Below are 17,146 nucleotides of genomic sequence, written 5' to 3'. Positions count from 1 at the left end.
TTACAACGCACAATAAAAAAGCCCAGATAAGTGATAATCTGGACTTTTTGTTTGCAACTTCTTTAATCGCTTACTAAGCAATAAGCATTTATTGACAAAGCATTCATCAATATGGCTTAGTCAATGAAGCTTAACCAATCCATATATTTTTCATTGCGACCATGCACAGCATCAAAATATAACGTTTGCAGTTTTTCGGTCAGCTCACCACGACCACCGTTACCGATAGTACGATCATCATACTCACGAATAGGCGTCACTTCCGCAGCAGTACCTGTCATAAAGATTTCGTCCGCTAAGTAAAACTCATCACGAGTGATACGGCGCTCAACAACTTTGATGTCTAAATCAGCTGCGAACTGAAGGATAGTACGACGAGTAATACCGTCTAATGCACCACCAGATAGATCTGGGGTATGTAAAACACCATCTTTAACTAAGAATAAGTTTTCGCCAGCGCCTTGGCATACAAACCCTTGTGGATCCATCAAAATCGCTTCGTCATAACCATTACGAGTCACTTCTTGGTTTGCCAAGATAGACACAGGGTAGTTGCTAGATGCTTTTGCTTTGCACATGGTAACGTTAGGCATATGATGCGTGTAAGAAGAGGTTTTGACGCGAATACCATTTTTGATACCTTCATCTCCTAGATAAGCACCCCAATGCCAAGCCGCAACCATCGCATTGATACTGTTTTCACGAGATGAAATACCTAGTTTTTCTGCGCCTACCCAAATCAAAGGGCGGATATAGGCTTCTACTAAGTTGTTCTGTTTGACCACATCTTTTTGTGCTTGCTCAAGCGTTGCTGCATCAAAAGGCACATCCATCTGGAATATTTTTGCAGAGCCCAATAGACGCTCAGTGTGATCTTTTAGGCGAAAAATAGCAGTGCGATTATCGGCTGTTTGGTAAGCGCGTACGCCTTCAAACACAGCCATACCATAATGCAAGCTATGCGTCAGTACATGCACTTTGGCATCTGGCTGTTCAAGCATCGTGCCATTCATCCAAAGCTTACCATCTTGTGTTGCCATATTCATTTTATAGTCCTTATGCTAGCGCTAACGTCTAACTTTTTAAATAGATTTTATTCAACAGTAATTATCAACATCATATAATAACACCGCCGTATCAAATTTTATGGTTAAAAATGCAATTTCATTATGAATCGATACTGATGGTGACATTATGATGTGAGGCCGATTATATCATTGGCAGTACGAGCAAATGAAATCTTTTGGTTCACACCCTATTTTCATATTATTTATAGTCAAAAGTTTTCTTAAGATGTCGGTAAGGTAGTGTCTGTCAAATTAACACCCATCAGATGCTGCCATTGCGCTTGCAAAAGTGCACGCGTCTCTTTCCATAATGACTCATCGACCAAGAGTGACTGCTCTGACAACGCCAACTGATGCGTCGCAGCGCGAATTCTGAGGTAAGCATCTGTCAAATCCTGACACACTTGTTGCTCCCAAATACCTAGCAATCCCACTTCCTCAAAAATACGTACATTATCACTCCATTTAGTCAAGCTTGGGTACTCGTGCGAATAAGCCAGTACCGCGAATTGTGCTAAGAATTCAATGTCGACTATGCCGCCTGCATCTTGTTTAAGATGGAACTTGCCTGCTTGTTGCTGCCATTGGTTTGTACCCAAATGTTTTTGCATTTTTATACGCATACTGGTGACTTCAGAACGTACTTGTTCTATTGTCCGTGGCAATGCCAACACATCTCGGCGAATATCGCAAAACTGTGCTGTCACTCGCCTATCACCACAAATGGCGCGTGCGCGAACCAAAGCTTGATGCTCCCAAGACCATGCTTTTTCAAACTGATAGGTTTCAAAAGCATGGCAGGATACTACCATCATACCTGCGTTGCCTGAAGGACGCAGACGCATGTCAATCTCATAAGCGCGGCCGTCTCGCGTCTGAGTATTGAGATAATTCATCAGTTTTTGTACCAAACGCGCCGCAAACTTCATGCCACTCACTGACTTCTCACCTGTGGTCATGCCCTGCTCTTTTATTTTATGCAAGAACACCAAGTCCAAGTCTGACGCATAGGACAACTCTAGCCCGCCAAGCTTGCCATAACCGATAATAGCGAAGCCGCAATCTGCCTCTGTAACTGGGTCTCCATCTTGACCAATAGGATAACCATAACGCTTCACAAGCTCGGCAAAGGCACGCTCAAGGGCGGCTTCTAACACCACTTCTGCAATATAAGTCAGGGAGTCCGACACTTTCATGATTGGACGCTCAGCCAACACATCGCTGGCCGCCACAGCCAATACTTGGTTCTTTTTGAACAGTCTTAGGACACTGAGTAACTCTTCTTCATCATTAGGTTCAACCCGCAATAATTGTTGACGCAAAATATCCCGCAATTCAAGCTTGTCAGGTAAATGGCGATAGCGCTGCTGTAAGAAGCTATCTAGCAGTACCGGATACTGTGCCAGCTCTTTTGCAATCCACGGACTGGCTGATAACATCGGAATCAATTCAACCGTTGCATTCGGGTTCTCTGCAATCATGACCAAATATATAGAGCGGCGACAAATCGCTTCGAGCAAGGCGATAAGGCGAGGTAAGGCAGTATTCGCCAGTTGTTGCTGTTCTTGATGCGCAAGTAGCGCATGTACGATAACAGGATATGCATCATCCAAGCGCTCGCGGGCCTCTTCACTTAAGTTAGCAACCATTTTTGACTGCCAAAAATCCTGTAACAACTTGCCATTGTCTTCTGACAGCACTTGATATAAACGCGCAATCTGTTTATCCAAACCTTCTGGTCCAATATCTGTCTCTTCTTGAGTGGGCACCTGACGCTCAGTCACCATGCGTTCAAATGGCACGTTGACATTGTTTCGATGCTGATTAAGAGTGCTTAGCAGCGCTTCCCAGTTATCAAATCCAAGGGTGATCGCAAGGTTGTGCTGCCATTTTGGATCATGCGGCAAACGCTGAGTTTGCTGATCATTGATGGCCTGAATACCATGCTCAAGCCGGCGCAAAAACCGATATGCCGACTGTAACTGCTCATAAGTTGATGTTTCTAAATACCTAAGTTCACACAATACTTGCATCGCTTCTAAGCAAGACTTGATCTGTAACTGCGGATGCCTGCCCCCATAAATCAGCTGAAAGGCCTGTACAATGAACTCAATATCTCTGATACCGCCTGCACCCAGCTTAATATTATCCAAGTCCTCACGCTGAGCCACTTGGTTTTGGATCAATGACTTCATCTCTCGAAGCGCTGAGAACGCACTATAATCCACATAGTAGCGAAACACGAATGGTTTGATGAGTGCTTGTAATTCATCATAAAAGGGCTGTTCTATTTGGCCTACTACTCGGGCTTTTAGCCAAGCGAAACGCTCCCACGCACGTCCATGCAAAGAGAAGTATTTTTGTAGCGCTGATAAATGTATGGCCAAATCACTACCATCACCCCATGGACGCAAACGCATATCGACTCGAAAAGCAAAACCATCAGCCGTTTTATTGTCCAATAGTTTGATGATGCCTTGACCGAGTCGCGTCATAAAACGCTTGTTGTCTATACTGCGTTTGCCATTTGCCTTATTACCGTTAGTTTCGCCGCGTGCCTGATGAACAAAGATGAGGTCAATATCACTCGATAAATTCAGCTCATGAGCACCCAGCTTACCCATCGCCATGATTGCCATATCATCAATTTGTATATTACCTTGAGCGTTAATAAAGGTTGGCTCACCGTACTGTTTAACCAAATGACGATACGTATAGTCCTTAGCAAACGAGATACAACCATCAGCAAATTCAGACAGCTCATCAGTCAGTTGCTCAAGCGCAATCACTTGTAAGGCGTCTTGCCAAATCCAGCGCATCATCAGCAGTGTACGCAAGTGTCGTAAGCCGCTCATTACCTTTACTTCATCAACCAACTGATAGTTCTCATCCAACGTATAATCTTGAATCAGATCGTCAATTTGCTGGCGTGTTAGGGTTTGGTCTAAAGGATAGCTACGCAAAAACGTCTGACACGAGACCGTCCGGCTCTCCCAAATCTGATAAGCAAAGCTACTTGCCGTTTGTAGTATCTGTAGCTGCGCCGCTGTCGGCTGATAATCTGTCGTATTGTTCATGGGTGAAGGCATGGCAGGTAACATAGGGACATAGACTCCTTGCATAGAGTGATAAGACTACGTGAAGCTTGCGCATAAGTTTATTGTTTTTTCTTACGAAGCAGTCACTGTATCCGATAACAGCACTTGATTAGTTATAAATAAAATAATAACAGTAGGATATAAAACCACATTTCATAGCAGTGCGCCTAGTTGCTTTGAGTGGCTTTATGGTAGCATAAACAACTTTAGCACAGATGATCGATAAAAATTCTATGACCACAACGCCCTTACTTCTTATTACTGCTGACCCGAGCCATCCGCTTGCCAAGCTAGCGCTACGTTATGCACGCGCCTATCTTCAAAATGCTGCAAATGCGGACGAGCAACACAATGACAGCGACCACTCCAAAGCAAAAAAAGCACCGTTAAATATCTTTTTTTATGGAGATGGCGCTCATACTGCCAATCGTTTGCGTTGGCAGTCTGCTGATCAAGTCAATCTAACCAAAGAATGGCAAAAGCTCGCTGAGCAATATGACTTAGCGCTGCCTGTCTGTGTCAGTACTGCCCTTAGTCGCGGTATCACCGATGCTGATAATAGCGCACGTCATCAGCTTGATAGCGATAACCTTGCCGCAGGTTTTGGCTTAGTTGGACTTAGCGAACTTGCCATGATGATGCAAGAAAATAAGACGCTGATGCAGTTTTGATAAAGTACGGCTTTAACAAAAAGCGGCCTTAGATAAAGACCGGTCAGTGACTACACAGATTAGGAAGTAATCATGAAATTATTAATTCAGCTCCATACGGCGACTGAGATGGCCAGTTATGAAGGCTGTGCACTTGCGCTAACATTAGCGACTTTTGGCCATGAGGTACAATTGTATCTAGATGCGCCAGTTTTTGGCTTACTGATGCAGCCTGAATCACGTTTGCATGGCATGATCCAGTCACTTGATCTATATGATATGCCTGCCGCGTGGCTCCCTGATGATGTTTTTAGCGGTTGGGCCATGGGCATGCTACCAGCCGATTTAACCTCACAATTGACATTAATCCCTGAAGCAGTGAACACTCAAGATTTTGAGCAGATATTGCGGTTTTGATGACAAGTAATATCCTCAGATAGATCACTATTAGAATAACAGCAGTGGACATACTTATGGCAACCTTATATCAGTTACACAGTACAATGGATACGCTCAGTCACGCCACCGAAGAGATGGCGCGCACATGGCACGCAGGTGACAGCGTGATATTGCTTGGCTCAACCATCGCTTTTATCGATTGGTTTAAGGCTCATTTAGAAGAGAGCGAGATACAGGGTATTGCTGGCATCTATGCGCTAGCAGATGATGTGGCTCAGCTAACCCCCGATACCAGTGCTAAGCTCAATTTAGATGCCAAATTAAATGGTTTGTTGACAGATCTAGACTGGGTCAATCTAACCCAAAACCGTCAATTTGAAAAAGTGGTGACGATTGCTTTATGAATAACGACAGTAGTATGACTCACGATTTGAGTAACGTGGCATTGGATCAAGATGGTCATTTATGTGACCATACTATTTGGACGCCTGCGATTGCGCAGCAACTTGCTGATACCTTGGATGTGGTGTTAGAGAATGAGCATTTGCAAATCCTACAACAGGTGCGAGCGTTTTTTGATAAGTTCAATCACGCGCCCGCCACACGCCCGCTCATTAAATGGCTACAAAAAACGCTGCCAACCCATGATATTAGCAACCAAAAACTTCAGCAGTTATTTAATACAGGGTTGGTTGCTCGCCATGTCAATCGCTTGGCTGGTCTACCCAAGCCGCCCAACTGTTTATAAAGGATGGGGCATTACTATGCGCGTCTAGAGATATAGGACATGATATTTAGTCATCCAATCAACAGAGCGTTATTTTGGGTCATAAACAGTCAATGTCTCATAGCCAATACTGCGGCCCTCATCCCCAGAGAAGCCCTGCTGGCGCCATATTTCATACAAGCATATTGCCACGCTATTCGACAAATTCAAACTGCGTGAATCAGCAAGCATCGGCAATCTTAGCCAATTATCCGCGCCGATGTCTTCACGAATATCGTCAGCCAATCCTGCGGTTTCAGATCCAAACACCAGAGCAATACTAGGCATTGAGTCTTTTTCTGCCTCCTTAGTGCCTCGCTGTCCGCTAAAATCATAGTCATAAAATGGCTTACTCAGCTTGGTGGTCAGGGCGGTAATCGTTTGACAATTTGCAGCTTGCAACGCCTGTCTTGCCATGATCCAATCATCATGTACTTGCAGATGCGCATACTCATGGTAATCCAAGCCAGCACGGCGTAGCTTTTTATCCTCAAGCTCAAACCCTAAAGGTTTCACCAAATGTAACTGTGCGCCAGTATTTGCACATAAGCGGATAATATTGCCTGTGTTACTGGGCATTTTAGGGGCTACCAGTACAATATGAATGGTCATAAAACTCCTGAAGTAATCAAAGCAAACTGTTGTTTGCGCTTATATATGGTATGTAATGGAAAGTTACAGTTTACTAGCGATAATTACATTTTGATACTGTGCAGCGTTTTTAACTTTCACTATTATGTCGGTAACGGATAGCGAGATAATCTTTATACATTATCATTTTATTCATTACCTTCTCAGTGAAGTTTAAGCAGATGTTTAGGTCACTGTGATTATTTATAAAAAACCATTTTTGAGGATACTATTATGAAAAAAGTAATTATCGCATCTTTAGCTGCTATGTTTGTTCTAACTGGTTGTAACACTCTTAAAGGTGTAGGCCAAGACGTATCAAGTGCTGGCAATGCTGTAACTGGTAGTGCACAAGAAGTACAAAATAAAATCTAAGTGTTAACTACTTAGATGATCTAAAAGGCTTATCATTGATTTGATAAGCCTTTTTTTATTGGCCTGTTTTATAAGATTTCAGTTTCAAGAGGTTGGTTAATAATCTGATTGTTAAAATTCACGATCACAAAAATGCTCGTAATATCTGATTTAAATAACGCTGTCCTAATGCGCTCGGCTGTAGCCTCTCAGTACTGTCTACCAGTAGCCCTTGCGCGATCAGATTTTTCACTTGCACAGCAATGTCATCATAACTAAGACCCGTTCTGGCTTCAAACAATGACCACGCTACCCCGCCATGCAAACGTAGTACATTCAGCATAAATTCACTGACCAGCTCGTCACTGGCAATCTTTTGCCAACCAACCATTTTTGGAGCACGTTGATGAAGGCACGAATACTCAGTTACTGGTAAATCTTTAGCCTCAAGGCTAGCAGTATCATGACTGTCAAACGCATCATTTTTAAACATATAATCTTTAGGCAAGCGCGACTTACTAAAACGGTAAATACCAGATGCTTCTAGCAAATTATTTTCTGACTTACTGTCTTCTTCTAAAGAACATGACTCACTTTCACTTGGGTTTGCGCCTACATGACCAACCGTTACCTTGCCATGTGCGCCAGCGCCAATCGCGAGGTAATCACCAAACTGCCAATAGTTAACATTGTGACGGCACGGCTTGTCTGACGCGCCCGCCCAAGCTGAGACTTCATAATTGCTATAGCCCAAGTCCTCCAAGAGCGCTTGACCAGCTTGCTCAATATCAGCCAAATTGTCTTCATCTGGCAAAATAGGCTGACTGCGATAAAACACCGTGTTGGGCTCAATGGTTAATTGATACCAAGAAATATGGGTAGCGCCTGCTGTATGCGCCATACGAATATCGGTCAATGCTTCATCCATCGTTTGCTGCGGTAACCCATGCATCAAATCCACATTGACTCTCTCAAACCCTGCGGCACGAGCGGCACGGATTGCTGATAGTGCCTGTACAGGATCATGGATACGACCAAGCGTTTTCAGTTTATCAGCGGCAAAGCTTTGCACCCCAATGGATAAGCGATTAATGCCTACATTCAGATATTCAACAAAAGGTGCATGCTCAAGCGTACCGGGATTGGCTTCCATCGTCACCTCAATGTCATCAGCAAATCTAAAAATCTGACGTAAACCAGAAAATAAACGCTGATACTGGTCAATTGGTAGCAATGATGGGGTACCCCCGCCTATAAATATCGAGCTAATTTGACGCTCTTGCGTCAGTGACTGTTGTAATCGAGCATCCAGCAACAGCGCATCTACGTATTCATCGTACATGGACAGCTGAGAATCTTCTGGCAGCTCGTGTGAATTAAAGTCACAATAAGGGCATTTTTTGACGCACCACGGTATGTGAATATATAGGGCTAGCGGAATGGCTTTTACGTCCCATACGCTCACCATAGAATCATTAAAAGGTCTGTTGCTACTTGAGAAATGAGCAGATTGAGTATTTGGCATAAACGAAGGGTTCTTTAATAAAGGTATCTGTGAAGAAGCTATCTGCAAAAAAGTCTGTATCAATAGGTGGCTGCTGTTATCAGCAAAAAGTAGCGCTAGGATAACGGCTAGATGATACAAAGAAAAGCCACGTAACCATAAAACTAAAAATAACTTTGCTACAAGATATACAGTCTATGTTGTAAGTGACCATTAATAAAACTGCCCCATATTGTTTTTTGAGCGTATCGACTACAAATAAAGCTTTCGTAACAATAATTTAATAACAATGATTTGATAATAGTATAAGGATAAAACACATGGCTTATTGGCTAATGAAATCCAACCCAAAATTCTTTGGCATTACAGATTTAGAGCGATTAGAGACAGACGACTGGGATGGCGTTCGTAACTACCGTGCTCGCAATTTTATGCGCGATGATATGCGTGTTGGTGATAAGGTTATCTTTTATCATTCTAGTGCCAAACCATCAGGCGTGGCTGGCATCATGACTATTAGCAAAGCTGGATTCCCTGATCCCAGCCAGTTTCATCCTGAACATCGCCATTACGATCCACTGGCCACTGAAGACACGCCGCGCTGGTACATGGTAGAAGTGACTTTTGAGTTGGCTTTTACAGATATTTTACCTTTATCAGAGCTTAAATTTTTGCCAGCACTTGAAGATTCTTTACTCCTAAAAAAAGGGTGTGAGCAGCTTACTATTATTCCACTTGAGCCAAAACATTGGCACGCCATTATGTCTATGGCAGAGACTCTTGGCGTACTGCCAGACGAGGCCAACGTCTATCTGTGAGGGTAATATAAAAAATTTTATGTTGTAAGTTAACACTTATGCACGTATAAGCTGTATAAATTTGCTATATTGGCGAGCATAAATTTTTATTTGTTTACCCTTTTTTATGACCGTCATATCACAACGCTAGGATTTAGTTATGAGCACACCCAAACTGCTATTGTCTGCCCTAACCCTCAGTATGCTCAGCTTGACGCTCAGTGCTTGTGGTAGTGATGGCGATAAGGCCAAAGAAGAATACGACCGCATAGAAGATCAGGTAAAAGACGAATATGATCGTGTGGAAGACAAAGTAAAAGAAAAATATAAAGAAGTTGAAGACAAACTCAGCGATGACGAAAAATCTATGGCTGAGATTTTAAAGTCAGTGTTTTTGCCAGAAGAATCCTTAGATAATTTCTTAGATAAGCTAACACCAGAGGGTGGACGTGGTGGTCTGTATGTTGGACACTTCGTTGAACTCAACGATGGTGATGACAACGATACTGATATTGGCGCCATATATTTCGACATCAGTAAAGATGGCGTTGGCAGTGTTGACGGTAGCATTAGCTATCAGCAGCAAGCTTGCCAAGAAAATAACAGCTTGGGTATAAATTCAGCCCTAAAAGTCGATAATTATATCGCTGGTAAAGTGACAGGCAGTCTCGATACCTTAGAGTTTTTGGATATTAAGTATGTTAATGAGTTAGGGATAGAGACACCAAACTTGCTCACTACCTTTGCTGGTAGTTTTGAAGAAAAAGAAGCAGGCTCACCGTGGAAAGGCAGCTTTGAATATCAAGACGGATTGGGCGGCAAAACGCTATCGAGTGGCGAAAACAATTGTAATGTGACTTATACCATTAGTGATCGTTCCAATTTTAGAACCTACCCTCTAGACTATGAATTTGGTCAAATGAACCTCGATATCGTCGGTAACGGCAATCAGAAAACCGTCATTTGGAAAAATCCTGCTAATACTCAGCACGTATTAATCAGTCAAATCGACGTCAACAAAGCAGAATCGGGTGCTAATGGCTATGTACAAAATCTGGTATTGAATAATCTTGAAACTCAGTTTGCGCCTGTTATTTCTGACAAATCAATTAACTACGCGATTGTCGTACAAGCATTTGATGCAAATAATGTACTGATCGGCTATCAAGCAGTGGTACAAGATTTACCAGAATCTTTATAAGCTAATATTTTAGTGATAACAAACGCTTCTTTAACGTTGACATCATAGCCTAGCTTCTTTACCATCTTGTTTACTTATAACCTGTCTATTCACTTTTTGAATTGACGGGTTATTTTCATTTTTGTGCCTTTCATTTTATTTTCAGACTTTGCCCCTAATAGGCTTGCTCCTACTGTTTATCAAATTATTATCATTGGCACAACTTCTGTCTTACTGTCCGCTATTGATTTGTCGATGACCATATTTGCTCATCAGCAATGACGACCACAAAGAATAACAAGTTGCTCACTATGGTTTTTCCATTATCTTTTAAAGACTTTAAAAGCTACAGCTTCCGCTTAGGCGTGCTTGCGCTTCCTATTTTAATTACTCAATTTTGCCAAGCAGCGCTCGGTGTTGTAGATGCCATCATGGCAGGCCAAGTCTCTGCACTTGATTTAGCAGCTGTGGCTGTTGGATCTGGCATCTGGCTTCCCCTGTTTTTATTGGCTTCTGGTATTTTAATCGCAACCACACCGCTGATTGGCGAAGCGATAGGTAAAGATCAGCACAGTCAAGTACCACATATCACCCAGCAATCTTTATGGACCGCGGGTGTTCTTGGTATCATCGGTTTTATTGTTGTCAATTTGGCACCCAATGTACTTGGCATCATGGGCGTACCTGAGAATATTCAGCCAATTGCCACACAGTATTTGCATGGTGTCTCCTTTGGCTTCCCTGCTTTGGCTGTCTATGCGGTTCTACGCAGTTATTGCGAAGCACTTGGTCGACCTGAGCCTGTGACGGTCATTAGTATCATTGGTTTGCTGGCCGATATTCCTCTTAACTATATTTTTATCCATGGCTTATTTGGAATGCCTGAGCTTGGCGGCGCCGGTTGCGGGGTTGCAACTGCCTTGGTTTTATGGATAAACGTATTACTACTGGCGACTTATACCAGTTTCACTAAGCGTAAACAATTTGCTAGTACTCGCTTTTTTTATGCGTTTGCCAGTCCTAATCGCAAACAGATCAAAAAGCTTCTTAAACTTGGTATTCCTATCGGCATATCGATATTTTTTGAAGCCAGTTTATTTAGTTTGGGCGCACTAGTCATCAGCCCACTGGGCGAGCTGGCAACCGCGTCGCATCAAGTGGCATTGTCTGTCACCTCGCAATTGTTCATGATACCCATATCAGTCGCGATGGCCTTAACCATCATGGTATCCAATCGCTTCGGTGAAAAGAACATGGTGGCGCTGCGTCAAGTGCAAGCCACTGGTCTTGTTTGGACAGTGCTGATTGCCATTGTTTGTATGATTGGAATATGGTTATTTAGACCACAATTGGCGGCGGCCTTTACTGACAATCCAGCCGTAATGGTTCAATCTATGCACCTGCTTATTTTTGCGCTCGCTTATCAGCTCTTTGATGGCTGGCAAGTAAATGTCGCAGGGATATTGCGCGGTATGCAAGACACTGCCGTACCCATGTTGGTCACGCTATTTTGTTATTGGTTAGTGGCGCTACCACTAGGGATTTATTTGGTGCGCTTCACTGATGTTGGTGCACAAGGATTTTGGATGGCATTGATTACTGGTCTAGTTTTGTCATCTGTCTTACTCACACTCAGACTACGATATCAACAAAGACGTCTGAGAGCTTTATGGGGTTGATCATATTTCGATTTATCTAAACATCTAAACATAGCTTCTAATGATATTTACTGGCGCTATGAGGTCACATAGACTATGATAAATCGTTAGTATTTTCTTACGCGCACGATAGCTTACGTCATAATATGTAAAAAAACTCAGTTAACAACTGTACATCGATTGCTCATTGAACAGAATATAGGTATCATTAGCAATTATCTACACAATATTTAGTTACACTATTTCTCGACTTTGGTACAAGGCAAAATTAAAACTATGGATATTGAAAAAATACGCACCCTGATCGCCCTTATGGAAGAAAGTGAACTGGTTAATTTAGAAGTCAGCTCAGATGATGAGCATATCAGTTTGACTCGTCACTATGATGCGCCTGCGCCAACGATGATGGCTGCGCCTACCGCAGCTGCAGGTGCACCTATCACTGCTGAAGCTGCTCCTGCAGCTGTAAAAGCTGGTAGTGTTGAGACATCGCCAATGGTAGGTGTTTATTATTCAGCCCCTAGTCCTAATGATCCGCCATTTGTAAAGGTTGGACAAAAGGTACAGGCTGGTGACACCCTAGGAATCATTGAAGCGATGAAAATCATGAATCCTCTTGAGGCGACTCAAAGTGGTGTCATTGACGAAATCTTAGTGAATAACTCAGAAGTGGTACAGTTTGGTCAGCCTGTCGTACGCTACAAAGCTTAACGACTATTTTTGCCATACTTTATCTCATGATGATAGAGGATTCGCTATCTTCTTTAGGATGATCTAATTTGGATTGTCTTATACTAAGCGCATTTTACTTTAAGTATGCCTAAGTTAGCGACTCTATCAATGAATGCCGCTTCGACAAGGATGAACCCATGATAAAAAAACTGCTCATCGCCAATAGAGGTGAGATTGCCCTGCGTATCGTTCGAGCTTGTAAAGCTCTTGGAATAGAAACTGTAGGTGTCTATTCCACAGCTGATGCAAACTTAATGCATTTGCGCTTTGTTGACGAGGCAATCTGCATTGGCAAACCTAACGCCAGTCAGAGTTATCTTGATATCAATACCATTTTGACCGCAGCTGAAATCACTGGCGCAGATGCCATTCACCCAGGCTACGGCTTTTTATCAGAGAATGCTGAGTTTGCTGAACGAGTTGAAGAGGCAGGCCTGACCTTCGTTGGCCCTAACGCTGATCATATTCGCTTGATGGGTAATAAAGTATCAGCAATTAACGCGATGAAAAAAGCAGGCGTACCGACTGTGCCTGGTTCTGTGGGCGCTGTCACGCTTCATAATGCTGAAGAGCAAGCACGCAATATTGGTTTTCCTTTGTTGATTAAAGCAGCTTCTGGCGGCGGCGGTCGCGGTATGCGTGTGGTTGAACGTTTTGAAGATATCGTCGGTCAAGTACAAGCTGCCAAACAAGAAGCAGAGTTGTGGTTTGGTGATGATACCGTCTATATGGAGCGTTATTTACAAAACCCGCGCCATGTAGAAGTACAGGTATTGGGCGATGGTAACGGTAACGCGATTCATTTATACGATCGTGACTGCTCGCTACAACGCCGTCACCAAAAAGTATTAGAAGAAGCCCCTGCTCCTGATATCCCTGATGATGTACGTGAACCCATCTTAAAAGCTTGCGTAAAAGCTTGTGAGCTGGTGAAATACCGCGGCGCAGGTACTTTCGAATTTTTATTCGAAAATAATGAGTTTTTCTTCATCGAGATGAACACTCGTGTTCAGGTTGAGCACCCTGTTACCGAAATGATTACAGGTATCGATGTGGTCGTCGAACAGCTTAAAATTGCTGCTGGTTATGGATTGTCTTATCGTCAAAGCGAGATTGAGATTCAAGGACATGCGATTGAGTGCCGTATCAATGCTGAAGATGCCGCAACTTTTGTTCCTTGCCCTGGTACAGTAAGTCAATTGTTTGCCCCAAGTGGCGCAGGCGTTCGTTTTGATTCACACCTGTACCCTGGCTACGAAATACCGACTTATTATGACTCGTTGATTGGTAAACTTATTTGTCACGGTCAAACGCGTCGGCAAGCGGTATCTAAAACGTTGCATGCTCTTGATGAGTTGGTCATTGAAGGTATTAAAACCAACATTCCTCTACATCGTGACGTGATTTTAGCAGATGATAATTTTGTCAATGAAGCTCAAAATATTCACTATCTTGAAAGAGAGCTACTAACAGCGAACAAAGCTAAAAAATAATTCTAGCATTGAAAAGTATAGTGCTTTAAAAGAAAAAACCGCTATGTTAAATAGCGGTTTTTTATTATGACCATTCATGAAACTCAAAGGCAATTAATACAGCTAATCAAGGTAATATCCTATTAAAGTTCATAAAGCACTCATTACCATCAGGGTCGGCACACCACTGCATTTGGTTGCCATCATGATTCACAAATGCAATCAACGCTTCATCCGTTTGATCAATTTTATTACCAGAACAGTCTACTTCGTTATTATCATAGATAGTTTTAATAGCGATAATAGGTAGACCCTCTTCACGATGTGTGATGAGATAGCGACCGTATGTCAATTCTTTACCACTGACAGTCCATACCTCATTATCTGCTGCAAAATTGTATAGCTCGCGACATTGATTGGGAGCTTTAGTAGAGGCGACCAAGTTTTTGTTAGGATTTGATTGAATATTGAGTGCCCGCTTTTCATCTTGGGTCAGAATACCGCCCTCTGATCCTGCCATTATTTTAGGCTCATCTATCCCAGCGTTCTGTCCATCGACTAAGGCAGCAGCCTGTCTGGCTTTAGCCTCTTTTGTCATGGTGATCTCGCTGTTTAAGTCTATCTCCCACTGTCCAGCGATGGCAGGACTGATATGAGTAGTAATCGTTGGCTTACTAATAACTTCACCATTCGCTGGCAATGAAGCCAGCAAAGCTGCTAATGAAAATGAAGCAAATGATATAGGTTCCATAATTGACCTTTTATTTATAATAATATGCGTTATATACATTAGCGTAAGTCTTAGACACCAAAAACACAAGTAACATTATGCTATTGATGATGACTTAGCACACGCTAAAATAATGCATCATTGTAAGGCTCTACATTAGAATCCTAACGCTTTTATAGTATAAAAAATAACCCCATCGCAGGCTTGCTTATAACAAGGAGCGATGAGGTCATTAATACATATGGTCAATACCATTATAATAATAGCGGTTAGGCAGCGGCAGTGCCTACTGCTTGAGCAAAGGCAGATAATGCGCCTTTAAGCATTGCCGATACTGTGCTACTACAAGTACCGATGCCTGAATAAACATCGCCATCTACATTTAATTGAATATAAGCGGCAGCGTTTGCATTGGTCTTATTGTCTCGGTTGGTATCATCATCAATCCCATTACCATTATTGTGCTGCGGATTGATTGCATGCTCAGCATAATTGATGATGTGAAGTGATTTGCCAGTGTGCTGTGCAAGGCCGTTGATGAAAGATGACAATGGCCCGTTGCCAGTACCATCGATATTGATGATATCGCCGTTCATTTGTACTTGACCATTAAAGTAAACCTCGCCACCTTTATTATTGACACTATAATCGAGTAGCTCAAACTTGCCCTGCTGTAGATATGTGTCTTCAAAAGTCTGCAAAATCTCATCATTCTGCAATTCGCGCGCTACGGCCTCAGCTTGTTTTTGTACCACACCGCTAAAGTCAATTTGCATCCAACGTGGTAAGTTAAATCCATAGTTACGCTGCAAGATGTAAGCGACGCCGCCTTTACCAGATTGGCTATTGATGCGTACCACATCTTGATAACTACGACCAATATGCGCCGGATCAATTGGCAAGTAAGCCACATCCCAAACATTGTCGGTCTCGTCTTGATGCTTTTCATTATAATCAAGCGACTTTTTGATGGCATCTTGATGTGAGCCACTAAAAGCGGTAAACACCAATTCACCCACATATGGATGGCGCGGATGTAAAGGCAAGTTATTACATTCACTCACCACCTGTACAATTTCGCTCATGTTACTAAAATCAAGCTCAGGATCGATGCCCTGACTAAACAAGTTCATGGCCATTACCATGATATCCATGTTACCTGTACGTTCACCATTACCTAATAGCGTCCCTTCAATACGGTCAGCACCAGCAAGGACACCAAGTTCAGCAGCAGCCACGGCACAACCACGGTCATTATGCGTGTGCAAGCTGACAATGACATGCTCACGATGGACAAGATTGCGGCAGAAATACTCAACTTGGTCAGCAAAAACGTTTGGCATTGAGGCTTCAACCGTCGCTGGTAAGTTAAGAATCACCTCTTGTCCTTGCTGCGGCTGCCAAATGTCACAGACTGCGTCACACACCTCTACGGCATACTCAGTTTCTGTTTGGCTAAAGCTTTCTGGTGAATATTGAAACACCCACTCTGTCTCAGGATATTTTGCTGCATACTCTTTTAATAGCTTAGCACCAGTGATAGCGATTTCTTTAATATCGTCTTTGTTTTTGGCATACACTTTTTCACGTTGTACGCGACTGGTTGAGTTATAAACATGGACCACCGCACGTTTTGCGCCTTTCAATGATTCAAAGGTACGAGCGATCAGATGCTCACGCGCCTGAACCAAAACTTGCAAGGTTACATCGTCTGGTACATGATTTTCTTCGATAAGTTTGCGCGCAAAATCAAATTCAACTTGCGCCGCTGATGGAAAGCCAATTTCAATTTCTTTAAACCCAACCTCTACTAGCGTGTTAAAAAAACGCATTTTTTGTTCAATAGTCATCGGATCAATCAGTGCCTGATTGCCATCACGCAGATCCACACTTGCCCATATTGGTGATTTCTCGATTGTTTTGCTTGGCCAAGTACGATCTGGTAACGATGGTGCAAAAGCAAATGGACGATATTTACGGAAATCAAAAGCGGCACTTTTTGGTGTCATTTTGGTGGTCGCTTTGGCAACGGTGCTGGTGGCTGGGTTAGACATAATCAATCCTTAGATGATATGAGATTTTATATATTTAATTGGACAGTTTTTTATT

General features: G+C 42.7%; 16 protein-coding genes. 10 read left to right on the top strand and 6 right to left on the bottom strand.

The window, feature by feature from the left end; all coding sequences use genetic code 11:
• Positions 1 to 116 precede the first annotated feature (116 nt).
• Positions 117 to 1,046, bottom strand: coding sequence for a branched-chain amino acid transaminase (locus CZ794_RS10085; RefSeq protein ID WP_087041459.1), 930 nt, complete (start codon positions 1,044 to 1,046; stop codon positions 117 to 119).
• Between the two features lie 242 nt (positions 1,047 to 1,288).
• On the bottom strand, positions 1,289 to 4,168 hold the full coding sequence (gene glnE, locus CZ794_RS10080) for a bifunctional [glutamate--ammonia ligase]-adenylyl-L-tyrosine phosphorylase/[glutamate--ammonia-ligase] adenylyltransferase (RefSeq protein WP_087041458.1): 2,880 nt from the start codon (positions 4,166 to 4,168) through the stop codon (positions 1,289 to 1,291).
• Between the two features lie 230 nt (positions 4,169 to 4,398).
• On the opposite strand from glnE, the gene tusD reads away from it, so the two are divergent.
• The 4 genes from tusD (at position 4,399) to CZ794_RS10060 (ending at position 5,962) form a co-directional block, all read left to right on the top strand.
• Entirely contained in the window at positions 4,399 to 4,836 is a 438-nt protein-coding gene (gene tusD / locus CZ794_RS10075) for a sulfurtransferase complex subunit TusD (protein ID WP_087041672.1), read from the top strand.
• A 72-nt stretch (positions 4,837 to 4,908) separates the two neighbouring features.
• Positions 4,909 to 5,232 carry a hypothetical protein gene (locus CZ794_RS10070; RefSeq protein ID WP_087041457.1) on the top strand — a complete coding sequence of 108 codons (324 nt, stop codon included), beginning with the start codon at positions 4,909 to 4,911 and terminating at the stop codon, positions 5,230 to 5,232.
• A gap of 56 nt (positions 5,233 to 5,288) precedes the next feature.
• A complete protein-coding gene (locus CZ794_RS10065) occupies positions 5,289 to 5,618 on the top strand; it encodes a hypothetical protein (RefSeq protein WP_087041456.1) in 330 nt (109 codons plus the stop codon).
• Between the two features lie 14 nt (positions 5,619 to 5,632).
• Positions 5,633 to 5,962 (top strand): TusE/DsrC/DsvC family sulfur relay protein, encoded by a 330-nt coding sequence (locus CZ794_RS10060; protein WP_373407920.1) that lies wholly within the window; start codon positions 5,633 to 5,635, stop codon positions 5,960 to 5,962.
• Between the two features lie 69 nt (positions 5,963 to 6,031).
• On the opposite strand, the gene CZ794_RS10055 is transcribed toward CZ794_RS10060, so the two are convergent.
• Positions 6,032 to 6,592 (bottom strand): tRNA (cytidine(34)-2'-O)-methyltransferase, encoded by a 561-nt coding sequence (locus CZ794_RS10055; RefSeq protein ID WP_087041454.1) that lies wholly within the window; start codon positions 6,590 to 6,592, stop codon positions 6,032 to 6,034.
• Positions 6,593 to 6,844: 252 nt separating this feature from the next.
• On the opposite strand from CZ794_RS10055, the gene CZ794_RS10050 reads away from it, so the two are divergent.
• Positions 6,845 to 6,985, top strand: coding sequence for an entericidin A/B family lipoprotein (locus CZ794_RS10050; RefSeq protein ID WP_087041453.1), 141 nt, complete (start codon positions 6,845 to 6,847; stop codon positions 6,983 to 6,985).
• A gap of 124 nt (positions 6,986 to 7,109) precedes the next feature.
• Here the strand turns inward: CZ794_RS10050 and hemW are convergent, their stop codons facing one another.
• Positions 7,110 to 8,432 (bottom strand): radical SAM family heme chaperone HemW, encoded by a 1,323-nt coding sequence (gene hemW, locus CZ794_RS10045; protein ID WP_087041671.1) that lies wholly within the window; start codon positions 8,430 to 8,432, stop codon positions 7,110 to 7,112.
• A 356-nt stretch (positions 8,433 to 8,788) separates the two neighbouring features.
• Here hemW and CZ794_RS10040 point away from each other — a divergent pair, with 356 nt between their 5' ends.
• From CZ794_RS10040 to accC, 5 genes are all read left to right on the top strand, one after another.
• Positions 8,789 to 9,286, top strand: a complete 498-nt coding sequence (locus tag CZ794_RS10040) for an EVE domain-containing protein (RefSeq protein WP_087041452.1) — start codon at positions 8,789 to 8,791, stop codon at positions 9,284 to 9,286.
• 139 nt (positions 9,287 to 9,425) lie between these two features.
• A complete protein-coding gene (locus CZ794_RS10035) occupies positions 9,426 to 10,466 on the top strand; it encodes a hypothetical protein (protein ID WP_087041451.1) in 1,041 nt (346 codons plus the stop codon).
• A gap of 290 nt (positions 10,467 to 10,756) precedes the next feature.
• The gene (locus CZ794_RS10030; RefSeq protein ID WP_087041450.1) at positions 10,757 to 12,124 is read left to right on the top strand and encodes an MATE family efflux transporter; all 1,368 of its coding nucleotides are present in this window, start codon (positions 10,757 to 10,759) and stop codon (positions 12,122 to 12,124) included.
• A 255-nt stretch (positions 12,125 to 12,379) separates the two neighbouring features.
• Positions 12,380 to 12,814, top strand: a complete 435-nt coding sequence (accB, locus tag CZ794_RS10025) for an acetyl-CoA carboxylase biotin carboxyl carrier protein (protein ID WP_087041449.1) — start codon at positions 12,380 to 12,382, stop codon at positions 12,812 to 12,814.
• 158 nt (positions 12,815 to 12,972) lie between these two features.
• On the top strand, positions 12,973 to 14,328 hold the full coding sequence (gene accC / locus CZ794_RS10020; protein ID WP_087041448.1) for an acetyl-CoA carboxylase biotin carboxylase subunit: 1,356 nt from the start codon (positions 12,973 to 12,975) through the stop codon (positions 14,326 to 14,328).
• A gap of 106 nt (positions 14,329 to 14,434) precedes the next feature.
• Here the strand turns inward: accC and CZ794_RS10015 are convergent, their stop codons facing one another.
• Positions 14,435 to 15,058, bottom strand: a complete 624-nt coding sequence (locus tag CZ794_RS10015) for a hypothetical protein (protein WP_087041447.1) — start codon at positions 15,056 to 15,058, stop codon at positions 14,435 to 14,437.
• A gap of 248 nt (positions 15,059 to 15,306) precedes the next feature.
• Positions 15,307 to 17,091 carry a 2-isopropylmalate synthase gene (gene leuA, locus CZ794_RS10010; protein ID WP_087041446.1) on the bottom strand — a complete coding sequence of 595 codons (1,785 nt, stop codon included), beginning with the start codon at positions 17,089 to 17,091 and terminating at the stop codon, positions 15,307 to 15,309.
• Between the last annotated feature and the right edge of the window lie 55 nt (positions 17,092 to 17,146).

The sequence above is a fragment of the Psychrobacter sp. JB385 genome, from assembly GCF_900163785.1.
Lineage (GTDB): Bacteria > Pseudomonadota > Gammaproteobacteria > Pseudomonadales > Moraxellaceae > Psychrobacter.
Note: the sequence above shows the minus strand (reverse complement) of the source record. Positions and strands in the feature narration are given on the sequence as shown.

Excerpts from the sequence above, each read along its gene's own strand:
- CZ794_RS10060 (WP_373407920.1), top strand. The coding sequence starts at position 5,633 with ATGACTCACGATTTGAGTAACGTGGCATTGGATCAAGATGGTCATTTA.
- CZ794_RS10050 (WP_087041453.1), top strand. The coding sequence starts at position 6,845 with ATGAAAAAAGTAATTATCGCATCTTTAGCTGCTATGTTTGTTCTAACT.
- CZ794_RS10065 (WP_087041456.1), top strand. The coding sequence starts at position 5,289 with ATGGCAACCTTATATCAGTTACACAGTACAATGGATACGCTCAGTCAC.
- CZ794_RS10055 (WP_087041454.1), bottom strand. The coding sequence starts at position 6,592 with ATGACCATTCATATTGTACTGGTAGCCCCTAAAATGCCCAGTAACACA.
- CZ794_RS10030 (WP_087041450.1), top strand. The coding sequence starts at position 10,757 with ATGGTTTTTCCATTATCTTTTAAAGACTTTAAAAGCTACAGCTTCCGC.
- glnE (WP_087041458.1), bottom strand. The coding sequence starts at position 4,168 with ATGTTACCTGCCATGCCTTCACCCATGAACAATACGACAGATTATCAG.
- accB (WP_087041449.1), top strand. The coding sequence starts at position 12,380 with ATGGATATTGAAAAAATACGCACCCTGATCGCCCTTATGGAAGAAAGT.
- hemW (WP_087041671.1), bottom strand. The coding sequence starts at position 8,432 with ATGGTGAGCGTATGGGACGTAAAAGCCATTCCGCTAGCCCTATATATT.
- CZ794_RS10085 (WP_087041459.1), bottom strand. The coding sequence starts at position 1,046 with ATGAATATGGCAACACAAGATGGTAAGCTTTGGATGAATGGCACGATG.
- CZ794_RS10070 (WP_087041457.1), top strand. The coding sequence starts at position 4,909 with ATGAAATTATTAATTCAGCTCCATACGGCGACTGAGATGGCCAGTTAT.
- tusD (WP_087041672.1), top strand. The coding sequence starts at position 4,399 with ATGACCACAACGCCCTTACTTCTTATTACTGCTGACCCGAGCCATCCG.
- CZ794_RS10015 (WP_087041447.1), bottom strand. The coding sequence starts at position 15,058 with ATGGAACCTATATCATTTGCTTCATTTTCATTAGCAGCTTTGCTGGCT.
- accC (WP_087041448.1), top strand. The coding sequence starts at position 12,973 with ATGATAAAAAAACTGCTCATCGCCAATAGAGGTGAGATTGCCCTGCGT.
- CZ794_RS10035 (WP_087041451.1), top strand. The coding sequence starts at position 9,426 with ATGAGCACACCCAAACTGCTATTGTCTGCCCTAACCCTCAGTATGCTC.
- leuA (WP_087041446.1), bottom strand. The coding sequence starts at position 17,091 with ATGTCTAACCCAGCCACCAGCACCGTTGCCAAAGCGACCACCAAAATG.
- CZ794_RS10040 (WP_087041452.1), top strand. The coding sequence starts at position 8,789 with ATGGCTTATTGGCTAATGAAATCCAACCCAAAATTCTTTGGCATTACA.